Origin of the sequence: Marivita sp., assembly GCF_051859345.1 — a bacterium.
In the GTDB taxonomy this organism is placed as follows: Bacteria; Pseudomonadota; Alphaproteobacteria; order Rhodobacterales; family Rhodobacteraceae; genus Marivita.
This window is the reverse complement of the sequence record NZ_JBHYFV010000032.1, coordinates 29244-47144: the sequence shown is the minus strand read 5'-3', so window position 1 is coordinate 47144 and position 17901 is coordinate 29244. Positions and strand designations below refer to the sequence as shown.

12 protein-coding genes are annotated in these 17901 nt (G+C 57.8%); all 12 read left to right on the top strand.

The features are described 5' to 3' along the window. The coding region (gene tssF / locus ACTIEN_RS17085) for a type VI secretion system baseplate subunit TssF (RefSeq protein WP_439524358.1) at positions 1-1774 on the top strand (1774 nt) is incomplete at its 5' end. Then, positions 1738-2781, top strand: coding sequence for a type VI secretion system baseplate subunit TssG (tssG, locus tag ACTIEN_RS17080; protein WP_439524357.1), 1044 nt, complete (start codon positions 1738-1740; stop codon positions 2779-2781). The genes tssF and tssG, both read left to right, overlap by 37 nt. 36 nt (positions 2782-2817) lie before the next feature. Further along, positions 2818-5529 (top strand): type VI secretion system ATPase TssH, encoded by a 2712-nt coding sequence (tssH, locus tag ACTIEN_RS17075; protein WP_439524356.1) that lies wholly within the window; start codon positions 2818-2820, stop codon positions 5527-5529. 99 nt (positions 5530-5628) lie between these two features. After that, positions 5629-7632 (top strand): type VI secretion system Vgr family protein, encoded by a 2004-nt coding sequence (locus ACTIEN_RS17070; protein WP_439524355.1) that lies wholly within the window; start codon positions 5629-5631, stop codon positions 7630-7632. Between the two features lie 13 nt (positions 7633-7645). Beyond that, on the top strand, positions 7646-8245 hold the full coding sequence (locus ACTIEN_RS17065) for a DUF6931 family protein (protein ID WP_439524354.1): 600 nt from the start codon (positions 7646-7648) through the stop codon (positions 8243-8245). Next, positions 8246-8554, top strand: a complete 309-nt coding sequence (locus ACTIEN_RS17060; protein ID WP_439524353.1) for a PAAR domain-containing protein — start codon at positions 8246-8248, stop codon at positions 8552-8554. It begins immediately after the preceding gene. Positions 8555-8563: 9 nt separating this feature from the next. After that, positions 8564-10093 (top strand): type VI secretion system-associated FHA domain protein TagH, encoded by a 1530-nt coding sequence (gene tagH, locus ACTIEN_RS17055; protein WP_439524352.1) that lies wholly within the window; start codon positions 8564-8566, stop codon positions 10091-10093. A 36-nt stretch (positions 10094-10129) separates the two neighbouring features. Further along, positions 10130-11470: a type VI secretion system baseplate subunit TssK gene (tssK, locus tag ACTIEN_RS17050; protein ID WP_439524351.1), complete on the top strand. Its 1341-nt coding sequence runs from the start codon at positions 10130-10132 to the stop codon at positions 11468-11470. Positions 11471-11485: 15 nt separating this feature from the next. Continuing rightward, positions 11486-12934: a type VI secretion system protein TssL, long form gene (tssL, locus tag ACTIEN_RS17045; protein WP_439524350.1), complete on the top strand. Its 1449-nt coding sequence runs from the start codon at positions 11486-11488 to the stop codon at positions 12932-12934. Next, on the top strand, positions 12931-16488 hold the full coding sequence (gene tssM / locus ACTIEN_RS17040; RefSeq protein WP_439524349.1) for a type VI secretion system membrane subunit TssM: 3558 nt from the start codon (positions 12931-12933) through the stop codon (positions 16486-16488). Before tssL ends, tssM begins: the two co-directional genes overlap by 4 nt. Then, on the top strand, positions 16488-17171 hold the full coding sequence (tagF, locus tag ACTIEN_RS17035) for a type VI secretion system-associated protein TagF (RefSeq protein ID WP_439524348.1): 684 nt from the start codon (positions 16488-16490) through the stop codon (positions 17169-17171). The genes tssM and tagF overlap by 1 nt, the downstream gene beginning before the upstream one ends. After that, a complete protein-coding gene (locus ACTIEN_RS17030) occupies positions 17168-17893 on the top strand; it encodes a PP2C family protein-serine/threonine phosphatase (protein WP_439524347.1) in 726 nt (241 codons plus the stop codon). The genes tagF and ACTIEN_RS17030 overlap by 4 nt, the downstream gene beginning before the upstream one ends. The last annotated feature ends 8 nt before the right edge of the window (positions 17894-17901 follow it).

Genomic DNA, 17901 nt, shown 5'->3' with positions numbered 1-17901 from the left:
GGATGGGCTCGAGATTCTGGACCCTTATGTAGAACGGTTGCTGGAAGGCACAGCCTTCATGACGGCGCGTGTGCAGCTTGAACTGGAACTGCAGTACCCGGCCTTTACCAACCATTTGCTGGATGTCGTCTTTCCGCATTTTCTGGCTCCGACACCGTCCATGTTGGTGGCTGAACTTGAGCCGGACATGGAAAACGCGGATCTGGCTGCGGGTTTCACATTGCCCCGTCATTCGGTCTTGCGATCAAAGCCTGTCCCCGGTGCGCAAAAAGCGTGCCAGTTCCGAACATCTCAGGATCTCGACCTTTGGCCCATCACTGTTTCAGAGGCAGAGTACATTGATGGTCGCGGGGCCCTGGTCGCGGCCGGGGTGGCGCATGATCCCAAGGCGCGTGCCGCGATCCGTCTGCGGCTAAAGCGGCATGGCGATCTGCCGATCAGCGAAGTGCCGATTGACAAGCTGACGTTCTTTCTGGGTGGGCAGGTGAGCATTTCCTGGAGCATGTTCGAAATGCTCTGCGCGAAACCGGCGATGGTCCTGGCGCGGTCGGTTGACCGTCGGGATGACTGGGTGATGCCGTTGTCCGCACCCGTCAAGCCGCGTGGCCTGGCCCCAGAGGAAGCCTTGTTGCCAACGCCGCGCCCGTCCTTCGACGGATACCGTTTGCTGCAGGAATATTTTGCGATGCCAGAGCGGAACCTCTTTGTCGAGGTGTCTGGATTGAAAACGCCCTTGTCGCGCGCGAAAGCCGACAGCATGGATATCTACATCCTGCTGCGCGACAACAAATCCGAAATTGCGCCGAACGTCACAACGGACGCATTCAAGCTGCATTGTGTTCCTGCGATCAACCTTTTTTCCAAACGCTGTGACAGGGTTCCCGTCACGCATCACGTCACCGAACACCACGTCGTCCCGGATCGCACGGCCCCCAAGGATTTCGAGGTTTTCTCGATCACCAAGGTCACGGGCATTCGCAAGGAAGGTCGGGACGAGCTTCCGTTGAAGGCGTTTTATTCATCGGATGAATTCACGGCGGCGGGGGGCGGTGGGTCTGCCTATTACACCCATACGCGGCATCTGAGACAGCGCAGCGAAAGTGAAGCGTTGCGCGGTATCCGGACGAATTATCTGGGTTCCGAAAGCTATCTTTCCGTCGTGGATGCCAACGAAGCACCCTATCCGGCGGACCTGAGCCAACTGGCGGTCGAGGCGATGGTCACCAACCGCGATCTTCCGATGCTGCTGCCCAATGGCGTCGACAACGTGTTTCATTTGCCGGACGGTGGGCCGGTCTCGACCATTCGAACCCTGATTGGGCCAACCAAGCCGCGCACATGTATTGCCCAGGGTGATGCTGCATGGCGTGCCATCAGTCATCTTAGCCTGAACTACCTGTCGATTTCCGACGAGACCGGGGCCCCTGGCGGCGGGGCCGCAGCGCTGCGGGAACTGGTGGGGCTTTACACCCCGATCGGGGATAGCGCTCTGGAGCGTCAGCTTGAGGGCATCATTTCCGTCAAGACACGCCCGATTGTACGCCGGATTCATGATGGTGTCCTGTCCACCGCCGTGCGTGGTTTGGAGATTACGATCGAATTCGACGAAAGCCTATTCGAGGGCAGTTCGATCTTTACAATCGGATCGGTGCTTGAGCGGTTTTTCCGCAAGTACTCCACCATCAACAGCTTCACGGAAACCGTATTGAAGACGCAACAAAGAGGAGAGATTGCGCGATGGTCACCAACAATGGGGAAGAACCGCGTGATCTGACCCATTTCGACCGTCTGATCCGCGATCCCAAATCCCATCATATCTTTCTTGCCATGCGCGTTCTTGAAGCCCATTTCGAGGACGAACCCCGTTTGGGGACTGCGCGACGCCCACGGCAGGAAAAGGTGCGTTTCGGTCAGGAACCCGACCTGGCCTTCCCGCGATCAACGGTGTCGGATTTCCAGCAGCAAACGGCCGATTCACCTGCGAAGCTGACCAATCTGTTTTTTGGACTGTTTGGCCCACATGGCCCGCTTCCGATCCACCTGACCGAACATGCCCGGAGTCGGAAGGTCAATTTCCACGACCCGACTTTTGTCGCGTTTGCCGATATGCTCACCCATCGTGTGATGACGCTGTTGTATCGCGCGTGGGTCCGTGGACAGCCCGCAGTGGCCTTTGATCGCGGCGAGAATACCGAAACCGAAAACAAGATCGGCGCGCTTGCCGGCTATCTTGGCGACACCCTTCGGGATCGCGATGCGATGCCCGATCTCGCAAAGCGTCACTTTTCCGGGCTTTTGTCGGCGGCGCCAAAAAACGCCGAAGGTCTGATCTCGATCCTGAGCGGGTTTTTTGCCGCGCCGGTCGAGCTTGAGGAATTCATCGGCGAATGGTTGACGCTGGAACCAGATGATCGCTGGGAACTTGGTGGGCTCGGCGGCCTCGGGCACACCACCTGTATCGGAGAGCGGGTCTGGTCCAATTCGACCAAGTTCAGATTGCGCGTCGGACCGCTGACGATGGAAGAATACAAGCGTTTCCTGCCGGGCACGCCAGCTTTGCAACGCTTTCGCGCCATCGTGCGCAACTACGTCGGAGACCAGCTTGACTGGGATGTGAACCTTGTCCTGCGGGGACAGGATGTTCCGCAGGCGCAGTTGGGGCAAAGCACGCAACTTGGCCTGACCAGCTGGGTCGGCTCCGAAGATCACCCCGACGAAGTCGCGGATTTGTTTTTGACACCTTTGAATGACGTTCCAATGCAAGACGCCCTTGCGGCTTAGAAGAAACCTGTTCGCGATTGAGCGAAGGAGATTGAAATGACTGAGATTAGCCGTGTAGCCCTGTTCGGGAAACTCAATAAGGTCGGATACCAGGCGGTTGAAGGCGCGACGGTCTTCTGCAAGATGCGGGGCAATCCGTATGTCGAAGTTGTCCACTGGTTTGCACAGCTTGTCCAACTGGACAATTCTGACGTTCAGAAAATCATTCAGCACTACGACATTGATCCGGCACGACTTTCGGCGGATATGACCCGCGCTCTGGATGCCCTGCCGCGCGGCGCGAGTTCAATCTCGGACCTCAGTTCTCATTTGCAGGATGCGATGGAACGGGCCTGGGTCTTTGGCTCGCTCTTGTTCAATTCCAACCAGGTGCGCACCGGTCACTTGATCCTCGGCATGCTCAAGACACCCGAGTTGCGCACAATCCTGATGAACATTTCGAAAGAGTTCTCAAAGGTCGGGGCGGATGATCTTTCGGATAACTTTGCCAAGGTCGTGGACGGGTCGGTCGAAGACCGCCTACGCCCGCAGGACGGATCGCAAACGGGCGGTGGCGCTGTTCCCGGTGAAGCGTCTGGTGCCATGTCCCCCGGTGCCATGGGCAAGGAAGAGGCGCTGGCGCAGTACTGCACCGATTTGACCGAACAGGCCCGCAACGGCGAAATTGACCCGATTGTCGGGCGAGACGAGGAAATCCGCCAGATCGTCGATGTTCTGATGCGTCGGCGCCAGAACAACCCGATCCTGACCGGGGAGGCCGGTGTCGGCAAGACCGCCGTGGTCGAAGGATTTGCCTTGCGCATTGCCCGAGGGGACGTGCCGCCAGCCTTGCGCGAAGCGCGTCTACTGGCCCTGGATGTCGGTCTCTTGCAGGCGGGTGCCTCCATGAAAGGCGAATTTGAAAATCGCCTGCGGCAGGTCATTGATGAGGTTCAGGCCTCGACCGTTCCTATCATCATGTTCGTGGATGAAACCCACACACTTGTCGGGGCGGGTGGTGCTGCGGGAACCGGCGATGCGGCCAACCTGTTGAAACCGGCGCTGGCGCGGGGCACGCTTCGCACGATTGGGGCCACAACGTGGGCCGAGTACAAGAAACACATTGAAAAAGACCCCGCGTTGACGCGGCGCTTTCAGGTGGTGCAGGTCGAAGAGCCGAGCATTCCCAAGGCCATCATGATGATGCGCGGCATTGCGACCATGCTGGAAAATCACCACAAGGTGCAGGTTCTTGACGAAGGCATCGAAGCAGCGGTTTCGCTGTCTGCGCGTTATATTCCGGCACGCCAGCTTCCCGATAAATCGGTCAGCGTCCTTGACACCGCCTGCGCCCGTGTCGCCGTCAGCCAGCACGCCGTTCCGGCAGAAGTGGATGATTGCCGCAAGCGGATCGACGCGCTGACCACCGAGCTTGAGATCATCGGTCGTGATGAAACGGCGGGTATGGATATCGGCCAGAGGCGCGAAACCATCTCGGCCCTCAAACAAGAGGAAGAGACCCGGCTCGAAGGGCTTGACCAGCGGTGGGCAGCCGAAAAGGCGATTGTGACCGATATTCTTGACCTGCGGGCAAAGCTGCGGGAAGGCGGCGCGCCGGTTGATTCACCCGACGCTGGTGGTGAAGAGGCTGCCGAGAAAAGCCCGATGTCCGCAGAAGAACGTGCCGATCTGTTGACCCAGCTTCGGGCGAAGAATGTCGAATTGACCGAATTGCAGGGTGAAAACCCGTTGATCCTGCCTATTGTCGATGAACAGGCGGTTGCCAGCGTTGTCGGCGATTGGACAGGTATCCCGGTTGGCCGAATGATGAGTGATGAATTGCAGACGGTTCTCAATCTGAAGGACCACCTTGCAAAGCGCGTCATCGGTCAGGATCACGCGATGGAGATGATCGCCAAGCGCATCCAGACCAGCCGCGCTGCGCTCGACAATCCGAACAAACCCATCGGGGTGTTCATGCTGGCCGGGACCAGCGGTGTCGGCAAGACCGAAACCGCGCTGGCGCTGGCCGAGGTGCTGTATGGTGGTGAACAGAATGTCATCACGATCAACATGTCCGAATACCAGGAATCGCACACGGTCAGCAGCCTGAAAGGCGCACCTCCGGGTTATGTCGGATATGGCGAGGGCGGTGTCCTGACCGAAGCCGTGCGGCGCAAACCCTATTCCGTGGTCCTTCTGGACGAGGTGGAAAAGGCGCACCCGGATGTACACGAGGTGTTTTTCCAGGTGTTCGACAAGGGCGTCATGGAGGACGGCGAAGGCCGTGTGATCGACTTCAAGAACACGCTGATCCTGCTGACATCGAATGCCGGGTCAGAACTTATCATGGATATGTGTTCAGACCCGGACCTGATGCCCGAACCCGAAGGGATTGCCAAAGCGTTGCGCGACCCCTTGCTCAAGATTTTCCCGGCAGCCTTGCTTGGCCGTTTGGTCACTATCCCGTATTATCCTCTCAGCCCGGACATGATCGGCAAGATCACGCGGCTACAGCTGGATCGTATCAAGAAACGTGTCAAAGACGCGCATGGTGTGCCGTTCGAATATTCTGATGCCGTTGTCGACACGATTGTGTCGCGCTGTCAGGAGCTCGAATCCGGTGGACGGATGATCGACGCGATTGTCACCAACACGATGCTGCCCGATATTTCGGCTGAATTCCTCAAACGCATGATTGATGGCAAGAAGGTGGACAAGGTGGCCATCGACGTCACCGATGGTGAGTTCAGCTATGGCTTTGACTAGGCTGTCTCGATCAGATGAATGATGCGGATTTTGCGAGAGAAAATTGGTCAGCACGCCGTTTGTGCTTTAGGCTCAGGATAAACTGAAGGAGCGGCCTCCATGTTGAAAAATCTCGATCCTTCCAAATTCCCTCTGCGTCTTGAGGGCGATTGCAAAGACAAGGAGTTGTTGCCCATTGCCGCGCGTGTCCACGAGCGGATCAATGAGGTATCGACGATCGACGTTCACTTCTTCTGTGTGAACGAAAAGCTCGATCTGGAGAGTATCGTTGGCAAGTCCATGCACCTGGTCGTTGAAAGTGAAGACAAGAAAAAGAAGCGTTGGTTTCGCGGCACCTGCATTTCCGCAGAGTTCATTTCGCTTCTTGATGACGGTGGTCAATTCAGGGCGGTGGTTCGTCCGTGGCTTTGGTTCCTGACCCGCCGCACGGACCTGCGGATTTACCAGGAAATGAACGTGACGGATATCATCCAGTCCGTCTTGGGCGAATACGGGTTTTCCGGCGATCTTCAACTCAGACTGTCCAACACATACGAGCCCCGTGAATACTGCGTGCAGTATCGCGAGACCGATCTGGATTTCCTGCATCGCCTGATGGAGGAAGAGGGGATTTACTACTATTTCGATCACTCTGGTGACACCGAGAAAATGGTGCTGATCGACGATTCCGGCAAACACGATCCGGTCGAGAGCCCCGCGGCACTGGAATTCCGCGCGTACTCGATGAGATCGAACAATGAAACCACGGACCCCTATGTGTTTGAATGGAGCGGCAACGAGCAGGTGCGCAGCGCGAAGGTTGTACTGGACGACTACAACTTTGAGACGTCGACCGCCGTTCTGACATCGGAAAGCAAGAAGCTCGATGCGGGCTACCTCATCGAGGGAAACGAACGATACGACTACCCCGGTCATTTCCGCAATAGCGGTCTTGGGGATCAGTATGCGCGTGTCAGAATGGAGTCCGAAGTGGCACCACACCACACTGTGTCCGGTGTGTCAGATGCCGTTCATTTTGCACTTGGCCACACATTCAAAGTCACCAAGCTTCCGCGCGATGCCGACCCCAAGGAAGTCATGCTGATCGAATGCGATCATGACATCGTGCAAATGGAAGCCTTCAACAACAAGATCTTTGACAAGGCTCCGACCATTACCGGCGATTTGGATTTCGACGTAAACGTGGAAGAACCTCATATGGTCAAGTTCCGCGCATTCGAAGCCTCGAAACAGTATCGCGCCCCTCAAAAGACGCCTTGGCCAAAAGTGGGCGGTATCCATACTGCAGTCGTGACCGGTCCGTCCGGTGAAGAGATTTACACCGATGAATACGGTCGGATCAAAGTGCAGTTTCACTGGGACCGTGACGGCAATAAAGACGAACAGACAACCTGTTGGGTGCGAACGATGATGCCATGGACGGGCAAGAACTGGGGCGCGATCGCGATTCCCCGGATCGGCCAGGAGGTGGTTATCAGCTTTGAAGAAGGCGATCCCGACAGACCAATGTGCATCGGGATGCTTTACAACGACAAGACAATGCCGCCCTATGCCTTGCCCGAAAACAAGACCCAGTCCGGTGTCAAGACCAACAGCAGCAAGGGCGGTGGCGGTTTTAACGAGCTGATGTTCGAGGACAAGAAAGGTGAAGAACTTGTCCGGTTCCAAGCGGAAAAGGACTATGAACAGATCGTCAAGAACAACGCCACGATCACCATCGGTCTGGAGAAAAAAGATCCCGGTGACCTGACGCAAACTGTGCACAATGATGTCACCGAGACGATCAACGAAGGCACCTATACCGAGACCGTCAAGAAGGGTGATCACATCACGAATATCGACACGGGTGATCACAACACGACCCTCAAAATGGGGAACATGGATGTTTCGGTGAAGTCTGGAAAAATCACGGTCAGCGCGGCGCAGTCCATCGAATTCAAATGTGGTGGGTCGACGATCAAGATGGACCCGATGTCAATTACGATGAAAAGCCCGACCATCACCGTAAAGGCGGATATGAAGGCCGACGTCAAAAGCCCGATGACCACGGTGAGTGGTGACATGATGCTGACGCTCAAGGGCGGCGTCGTGATGATCAACTAGGAGGATGGGCATCATGGCAGGTCGTTTCAGCAAATTGACGAAGATCCCGACAGAACCGGCGGCCAAACTATTGGCGCAGGGAAATATCAAACTGGACACCCGGCTTGAGGCACCCGCCAGTGCTCCTGTTGAGGCGGTTCTTACTGAACTGGACGCAAAAAACGCCAATGTGGACCTCTTGCGTCTGCTGTCCATCGCCTTGCCTCCGCGTGAACGGGTCTGGTGGGCCTGTCTTGCGGCGCGCGATATCGTGGGGACGGGTGTGGAAAACGAAACGCCGTCTTTACAGGCAGCAGAGGCTTGGGTGTTTCGCCCCAGTGACGAAAACAGAGAAGCCGCCATCGACAGCATGGAGCACGCCGACGGCGACGATGTGACCGTGAATTGCGCGATGGCAGTCATGTATTGTGACGGAATGCTTGGAACCGGAGACATGGCCCAGACGCCTGCGCCTCCGGGCGCGTCTTCGATTGCCGCATTTGCCATGAATGTCGAAGCGATCTCGACCCGGAGCGAGGATTTCGATACATACATTCAAGAGGTTATTGACCGCGCGGTCGATATCGGGCGGGGTGGCAACGGAAAGCGCAAAGAATTGGGAAAGGGCGCCTAGATGCCGGGACCGCCGCAAGCCAGAATATTCGATCTGCACGCGTGTATGACGCCGTTCATCCCGCCGCCGCCACCACCAGGTGTACCGGCCCCCATACCGATTGCCCCACCCGGAGCCATAACCGTGCTGGTCGGCAAAATGCCCGCAGCACGGCTTGGCGACCTTACCATAGCGGTTCCGCCGCATCCGATTGTCAAAGGATCTTTTACCGTGCTCATCTGCAAGATGCCCGCCGCGCGTATCGGGGACCTCGTGGCTTGCGGTGGCATGATCGTGAAGGGTGAACCAACTGTGCTTGTAGGAGGCTGACCGCCAGTGATGACGGTGACGCTAAAGTTTCAATCATCCGGTATGGTGCCGGGCAACGGACGCCCTGTGCTGATGCGGGGCGGCAGCCTTACTGTGGGGCGTGGACCGGGCAACGATCTTGTGTTGCCGGACCCGGACCGCATGTTGTCAAAAAGCCATTTCGTGATCGAGGATCACAACGGCAAGATCGTCATTGTCGACTTTTCGACCAATGGCACGTTCCTGAACTATTCCAAAGCCCCTCTGGGTCGGACACCGACACCCCTGAACAACGGCGATGTCCTGTCGGCAGGGGGGTACGAACTGGTTGTCGAAATCGGTCAGGAACTTCCTGATCTGGATGATCTTTCGGCACACCACCCAACACCTTCCGGGATTTCGCACGGAAACGCAGACCATGCGCCTGACCCACTTGCCATGCTGGACGATCCCGGCCCGGAAGGCGACTTTCTGGACGAATTGCTTGGCTCGGAAGGGGGGCCAACCGGACCGAAGAACATTGGCGATTCAGACCCGATCGACGATCTGTTGCCGCCTTTGGGTGAAGAGGAAGACCAGTTCTTCCAGAAACCGAAAGACGGTCGTGAAGGCGAAGGTGCCTCGTTGCCGATGCACAACCCGTCGGTTTCGGATAATTTTGCGCCATCGGGAAAAAATAGCCCCGGAGTGATCCCGGACGATTGGGACGATCTACTGGCTCCTCCGTCCAGCGACATACCTCCAAAAGAAACGCCTGATCCGGACCCGGTTGAACCAGACGTGTTTGATGATCTCGACCCGCTTGAAGACGATGGTGACCCCACGCCACCAAAAGGTGAACCCGCGCCACCAAAAGAAGATCCCGCGCCTCCGCCAGAAGAGGTGACAGCCGTTCCACCGGCACCGGCAAAGGCACCCGAACCCCGCGCGGAACAATCGCCAGCCCCCGGCGCTCCGGCGCCCGCAGTGGCATCCGGCGATCAATCCGCCGCGCGCGCCTTTTTCCAAGCGCTCGATGTCGAAGACCTGGTCATTGACGATGCGGATCTCGAACGCGCGATGACGCGAATGGGGCGTGTCATGCGGACGATGATTGTGGGGCTTCGCGAAATCCTGATGACCCGAACCTCCATCAAATCCGAATTTCGGATTGACCAGACGATGATCAGTTCAGGTGGGAACAACCCGTTGAAGTTTTCGCTAAGCGAAGACGACGCTGTAACCGCCTTGGTGAAACCCAAGGCGAAAGGGTATCTGAGTTCTGAAACGGCAACGGAACAAGCGCTTGACGACATCAAGGCGCACGAGATCGCGATGGTCACCGGGATGGAAGCGGCCATCAAAGGTGTGCTTGGGAAGCTTGATCCGGAAGTGCTGGCAGGTCAGATTGAGACATCCAGTGCGATAGGAAGTATGTTTAAAGGTAAGAAAGCCCGGTATTGGGAAGTATACGAAAAGATGTACGCTCAGATATCCGATCAGGCCGAAAACGATTTTCACGAGCTGTTCAGCCGCGAGTTCGCGCGGGCCTACAAGGAACAGCTCGACAAATTAGAATAAGCGCGTTCGCGCGCACTAAAAGACGGGGGATTGCACGTGTCCTGGGACAACAAAGTGCTGTGGACAGAGGGGCTGTTTCTGCAGCCTCATCATTTCCAGCAAGCGGATCGTTACACCGAAGCGCTGGTCGCTGGTCTGGCACGTCGTGTGACCCCTTATGCCTGGGGCTTCAGCGAGCTGGAGATCGACGAGGAAGCGCTCAAGATCGGCAAGTTTGCCGTCAAATCCTGCGCCGGTCTCACGCAGGATGGCACCGTCTTTCGGGTTCCGCAGGCCGAAGATCACCCGCCATCGCTGGAAATACCGGAGAACATCAAGGACTGTGTTGTTGTCCTGACAATCCCGCAGCGCCGCCAAGGGGCGACCGAGGTTGATCTGTCGGACAGCGGAAGCTCGGCAAGCCGTCTGCGTCCATCGGAAATCGAAATCACGGATGTGATGGGGTCGGTCAAGAAGTCTGTCACCATCGGTGTCGGCAAGCTGCGCGCGCAATTCGCTCTCGAAGTCGATGATCTGGCGGATATGCTGGTGATCCCGATTGCGCGGATCATCGAAGTGCGCCCGGACAAGGAAATCCTTCTGGATCGCGCCTTCATTCCCAGTTGTGTCGACATTCGCGCCGCACCGACCCTTGCTGGTTTCGTGAGCGAACTTGAAGGTCTTCTGTCGCACAGGATGCAGGCATTGGCGGGACGCCTGTCAGAAAGCGGTCCGGCACGCGGAACGGCGGATATCTCGGATTTCCTGTTGTTGATGACGGTCAACAAGGCGCTTCCGATTTTCCGGCATTTCACGAATATCGAAAACGTGCATCCGGAAACTGTCTATCGGGCCTGCGTGCAGCTGGTTGGAGAGCTTGCCTCGTTCATGAGCGAGAACAAGGAAGTGCCCATGCTGCCCCCGTACCAGCATGATGATCAACCGGCGACATTCCAGCCGGTGATCCGTGTTCTGCGGCAGTACCTAAGCGCCGTGCTTGAACAATCAGCGGTGCTGATCGCGCTGGAAGAGCGCAAGTACGGCATCAGCGTCGGGTTGATTGCAGACCGGAAACTGCTGTCCACGGCAGGGTTTGTCCTTGCGGTGAAGGCCGAGGTGCCAGCCGAAGACATCAGGCGACATTTTGCGGGCCAATCCAAGATCGGCCCGGTGGAAGAAATCCGGCAATTGGTCAATTCGGCCCTGCCGGGCATTACATTAAGACCTCTGCCTGTCGCGCCGCGTCAGGTTCCGTATCAAGCGGGAAAAGTGTATTTTGAACTCGACTCCGACAGTCCGTACTGGGGTAAAATGACGACGTCCGGCGGGATCGCTGTACATGTGTCAGGACAGTACCCGGGACTTGATATGGAGCTGTGGGCGATAAGAAATAGTTAAGAAAAGGCTGCTGCGATGTCTGACGAAGACCCGTTTGCCGAACCGGATGATACCGACAGAACTGTCATCAAGCCCAATCCGGGAGGCCGCCGCACGGCCCCCCAGATGCCGCAGCCGACCTATGCACAGCCGGTAACGCCGCAAGCCGCGCCGCAAACGCCCGCAGAGCCTGCGGCCCCCGCGATGGATTCCTTCGGCATTCCAGGTGGAGCGGGGGGGCAGGACGGTCCCGCCGCGACCCCAAGGGCGCAGCAAAACGAACCAGAGCAGGTCTTGACCGGCATGAACCGGCTGAACGCCTGCGCGGGTCCGCTGTTTTCTCTGATCAGCCGCGTGCGCAACCGTGCGCAGCATATGGACGCGGACAAGCTGCGCCAGTCGGTTGTGTCCGAAGTGCGTGCATTTGAGAACCGCGCGCTTCAGGCCGGAATTCCCGCTCAGACCGTAAAGGCCGCACGCTATTCGCTGTGTGCAACCCTGGACGATGTGGTTCTGAACACGCCGTGGGGGGGCCAGTCGAGCTGGGGTCTGCAATCCATGGTCGGCACCTTTCACCGCGAAACCGTGGGTGGGGACCGGTTCTATGACCTGCTTGCGCGGCTCGAAAAGGAACCGGGCAACAACATCGAACTGCTTGAATTCATGTACATGTGCCTGTCGCTTGGTTTCGAGGGCCGACTTCGGGTGGAACAGGGTGGTCCGGACAAGCATCAGCGCATCCGTGCCGGGTTGGCGTCCGTCATCCGTGCGCAGCGCGGCGCGATGGAACGCGATCTGTCCCCGAACTGGAAGGGCGTCAACAAACCATACCGGGCCTTGTCGGCCTGGAAACCTGTCTGGATCGCGCTGGGCGTCACGGGTCTGTTGCTGATCACAGAATTCGGCAGCCTTAGCTACGTTCTGTCAAACCGGACAGAAAACCTGATTGGACAACTGTCCATCATAGATGCCGGTCCGGTGGCCGAACTGGAACGCCGCGCACCACCTCCGCCGCCGCCTCCGCCGGTCAACCGGCAGGAGGAGCAGCTTGAAAAGTTTGTCGCCTTCCTCAAACCCGAAATCGACGAAGGAATCGTGAATGTCTTTGGCAAGGGCAACACGCTGGTCATCCGAATTGCAGGGTCCGGCATGTTCGGCTCGGGGTCGGATACGCTGGTCGAGAAATTCAAGGGCAGCATCAACCGGGTGGCCGAGGCGCTGAATGATGAGCCGGGTAAGGTGATTGTCGTCGGGCATTCCGACAACGTACCGATCCGGTCCTCTCGCTTTCCATCGAACATGCACCTGTCGCTGGCTCGTGCCAAGTCGGTGATGAATTCGATGGCCGGCGTCATTGATGACGATTCCCGACTAAGTGCCGAAGGCCGCGCGGATGCCGAACCCATCGCGGACAACGGGACAAGTGAAGGTCGCGCGACAAATCGACGAATCGAAGTCGTCCTGGTTCGGGAGAACGAAGCATGAAGGTTCTCAGGTTCTTTACGTCGATCTATTTCGGCCTGTTCTTCGCCGCCCTCGTGCTGTCGCTCTTGGTATGGTATCTTGGACCGCTGATCGGAAACGACGTCAGCCGACCATTTGGATCGGTGATGGTTCGCCTGCTGATGGTTGGGCTGTTCGCGCTGATCTTCGGCGGGATCGGATTGACCATCTTTTTGCGCAGACGCAGCCGCGAGAAGCAGTTGACCGAAGAAATCGCGGCAAGTGTTGACACCGGCGATGATGTTGTCAGCGGCGAGATCACCGAACTGCGCGACAAGTTCAAAACGGCGATGTCCGAATTGCGCAAGTCCAAGAACGGGCGCAAGCATCTCAACGAATTGCCGTGGTACATCATGATCGGCCCGCCGGGTGCCGGCAAGACAACCGCCATCGTGAATTCGGGTCTTCAGTTTCCGTTGGCCGACGAGATGGGCAAGACCGCGATTGGCGGTGTCGGGGGCACGCGCAATTGTGACTGGTGGTTCACCAACAACGCGGTGCTGATCGACACGGCGGGGCGCTATACCACGCAGGAAAGCGATGCGCAGGCCGACAATGCGGCCTGGCTAGGGTTTCTTGGTCTTCTGAAGAAGTTTCGCAAGCGGCAGCCGATCAATGGCGCGATCATTGCGATCAGCCTCAGTGATCTGGCGTTGCAGGATGAAATCACCCAGAAAGGCCATGCAGGGGCCGTGCGCGCCCGCCTGACCGAATTGCGCGAAAAACTGGGTGTGCGTTTCCCGGTCTACGTTCTGTTTACCAAAGCGGACCTGATTGCCGGGTTCACCGAATTCCACGACAATCTGGGCAAGGAAAGCCGTGAACAGGTCTGGGGTTTCACGTTGCCGCTTGAACAGGGCAAGACCGAAGCGTCGCCGGTCGCGGCATTCGACGAGGAATTTGCAGCCCTTCTTGAACGGCTCAATTCGCAGTCACTGGAACGCATGCAAGAGGAAACCGATCCGCAGCGCCGAACGCTGGTGGCGGGCTTTCCGTCGCAGGTGGCCTCGATGCGCAGTGTCGCCAAGGCGTTTCTGACCGAAGTCTTTCAGGAAAACCGGTTTCAGCATCGCCAGATGCTGCGTGGCGTGTATTTCACATCCGGCACACAGGAAGGCACGCCCATCGACCGCTTGATGCTCAGCATGGCGCGGACGTTCGGGATTGGTCGCCAAGCCATCGGCACAGGGCAGGGGGCCGGTCGATCCTACTTCCTGACGCGTCTGTTCGAAGGTGTGATCTTCCCCGAAGCCGGGCTTGTGTCTGCGGATGACAAGGTCGAACGCCGCTACAAGATCACCAAATGGGCCGCGATCATTGCCACGGTGATGGTTGCCGCTGGCGCCGGGACTCTGCTGGTCCGGTCATTCCAGGGAAACAGCGAACTGATCGCGCAGGCCAACGCCCATGTGGCCGAATACTCCAGCGCCGCCTCGAAACTGCCAAGTAGCCCGATCGGGGACACGGATCTTGTTCCCGTCGTCGCGGCCCTGAATGTCTTGCGCGACATGCCGGCCAACCCGACGATTTCGGATCCGGAACCTGAAAGCCGACTGACCTATGGTCTTTACCAGGGCGAGGTTATCGGCTCGCAGGCGACCCAGACCTATCGCCGCGCGCTGAACCAACGACTGCTTCCGCGGCTTCTGCTGCGGCTTGAAGAGCAGATGAGCGGCAACATGAACAACCCGGATCTGCTTTACGAGGCACTGAAGATATACCTCATGCTGGGGCTTCAGGGGCCGATGAATCAGGACCTTGTCTCGGAGTGGATGCTGCTCGACTGGGAACTTGCCTTTCCCGGCCCGGCGCGCGAAGAATTCCGGCAGGATCTGGACATTCACCTGACCGCACTTCTGGACCAACCGATGCAGGAGATCGAATTGAATGGCCCGCTTGTGGAACAGGTTCAGGCGCTTCTGTCCGAAATGCCCCTGGCGCAGCGGGTGTATAACGGGATCATCAACAGCCCCGCATCGGTATCGCTCCCCAAATGGCGGATCACGGATGCAGGCGGCCCGGCGGTTGCACGCGTCCTTGTGCGCTCATCGGGAAAGGCGTTGACCGACGGGGTCGATGGCATCTTTACCTATAGCGGTTTCAACGACGTCTTTCTTGGCGAAGCCCTGAGCGTGGCAGCACGGATCCAACGCGAAAGCTGGGTGCTTGGTCCGCGCGGTGAGGCCGAACAGACCGAACAGGCGCTTGCCGCACTGAGCCGGGATGTGTTGGACCTGTATTACAACGACTTCATCTCGCGCTATGATGCGATCCTTGGTGATGTCGATATCATTCCGCTGGAGTCGCTCAGCCACGCGGTTGAGGTCACAAATGTTCTGTCCGGTCCAACATCGCCCATCGTCAATATCCTTGAGGCGATTGCCGACGAAACCCGTCTGACCGAAGACCGTTCAGGCGGGACCAGCGAGTTGGCAAGCGACGTCGGTGCCATCGCCCAAGAGGATGTGCAGCGTCAGATGAGATCGCGGACCCGGCTGTTGCTGGAAGCCTTGCAGAAATCTGCGGCCAACTCCGGAGAAGCGGCACCGCAACCGCCGGGGTCGTATGTCGAAGACCGGTTTGGCTGGCTGCAACAGCTGACACAGGCTCCGGAACCCGGTTTGCCGTCACAGCTTGATGAGCTGATCGTTCTTTTGACCGAGCTTTATCAGGAATTGAACAAGATGAGCTTCTCGGGGTCGTCCTCCAGCGGGGAGGGCGGTGCCGCAATCCAGAGGTTCCAGGAGGCGGCTGCGCGTGCGGACGGACCGTTGGAGCGTTGGGCCACACAGATTGCGTCGGGGTCTTCGGGCATCACGTCGGACAATACACGGACGGGAATCAATGCACGTTGGCAATCGACAATTCTGCCGTTCTGTCAGCAGGCTTTGGGGGATCGATATCCGTTCAATCGGCGCGCGCAGGCTGATGTCGCGATCGCGGATTTCCAGAAGCTGTTTGGTCCCGCTGGTCTTATTGACAGCTTCGTCAACGAAAACCTGATCGAGTATATCGACACCCGGACGCGCCCATGGTCATGGAAACAGGTGAATGATGTCGATCTGGGCATCAGCCCGGCTGTGCTTGAACAATTGCAACACGCCGCCGAAATTCGCGAAGCGTTCTTTGCCGGGGGTGGCGCGCCAAACATCCAGTTTCAGATGATGCCCCAGGCCTTGGACCCCAAAGCGGAATCCGTGATGCTTGAAGTGCATGGAAAACAGGTTCCATTTGCCCATCGTGGCGGTGCGCCGACCCCTGTGGCGCTTGATTGGCCGGGCGGAGTGGGTCTTGCCCGCATCAGCTTTACCCCTCCAGCACAGAACGTGGAAAGTGTCCTGCAAAAGGACGGTCCCTGGGCCTGGTTCAGATTGCTGGACGCGGCCGAGGTGCGGCGAACCAATGTCTCTGACCGCAAGCGTGTCATTTTCAATGTCGGTGGGCGCATCTCCATCTTCCAACTTCAGGCCGGATCAGTCTTGAATCCGTTTGCGCTGCCGGCGCTTTCGAAATTCAGCTGCCCGAAAACATTCTAATGACGACCGTGAAGTTCGGAGCTTTCGGGAAAATCCCCTCTGTCGGGGATTTCTTCCGCATCAACGCTCCGCCCGGTTTCGCGGATGTCTGGGACGAATGGCTACAGCGCTGCCTCGTGTCAGGGGCACATGCCTACGGCGCGCGTTGGGACGAATTGTATATGTCGGTTCCGATCTGGCGCTTTTGCCTTTCGGCGGGCCTTGCCGGTCCCGGAGCTGTGCTTGGCGTGCTCATGCCGTCGGTCGATCGGGTCGGGCGGCGCTTTCCCCTGACGCTCATGGTGCCGCTTTCCGAAGAGATGACGGCCATCCGAGCGCATTTGATGGACACGGACGTTTTTGAAGAGCTTGAAACGATCGCGTTGTCGGTGCTGGACGAAGACATCAGCAGGGATGCCCTGGACGAAAAACTGTCCGCGCTCGAAATTTCGGTTCCTTTGGAAAACACACACTGCCGGGTCGCCGCCGGGTCTGTTGTCGCCTGCAGGAATGCGGATGCGCAAAAGATGCTCACGGGCCTCACGGCCGATCTTTTGGCGCGGTCCTTTCAGGTTCCCACCATCTGGAGCACGACGATGGATGGGGACAATCGTCTCATGGTGTGTGACGGTTTACCGGATGGGTCGAACATGCAAGGTTTGTTCGATCTGGACGCCGAGCTTTGGAGAGAAGGCATTTTATGAATGTTGTTACCCCACGGGTCCGCTTCAATGCTCGAAGCCACGTTGGACTAAAGCGCAAGGTCAACGAAGATTCCGTTCTCGCGCTTCCGGAACAGAACATTTGGGTTGTCTCAGATGGGATGGGCGGTCACGAAGCCGGTGATTTTGCCAGTCGTCTGATCACTGACCTGATCGCCACGATAGAACCTGATCTGTCCGCAACTGACCGCATGCACGCGTTGCGCCATGCCATACAGAAAGCCCATGAACTGATCCGCGCCGAGGCAGAGGCCCGTGGCGTGGCGACGATTGGCGCGACGGTGGCCAGCCTCATGTTGGCCAATTCGCACTTTGTCGGTCTCTGGGCCGGCGATAGCCGCATCTACCTTGTACATGATGGTGCCATTCAGATGCTGACGGCTGACCATTCTCTGGTGGCGTCCTTGGTCGAGTCTGGCCAGATGACATGGGACGAGGCCGAACATCATCCGCAATCCAATGCCATCACCCGCGCTGTCGGGGTCGGGGACGAACTGGAACTGGACAAGGTGCGCGGTGTGGTTGAACCCGGCGACCGTTTCCTCGTGTGTTCCGACGGATTGACCAAATACGCGACCTTCAAGATGATCGAGGATGTGATGAACGCTGAACCGCTGGAAACCGTGGTGGACCGGCTTATTCAGATCGCCTTGAACGGCGGCGGCGCCGACAACATTACCGTCATTGTAGTCGAGATCATGTAGCAGTTCAA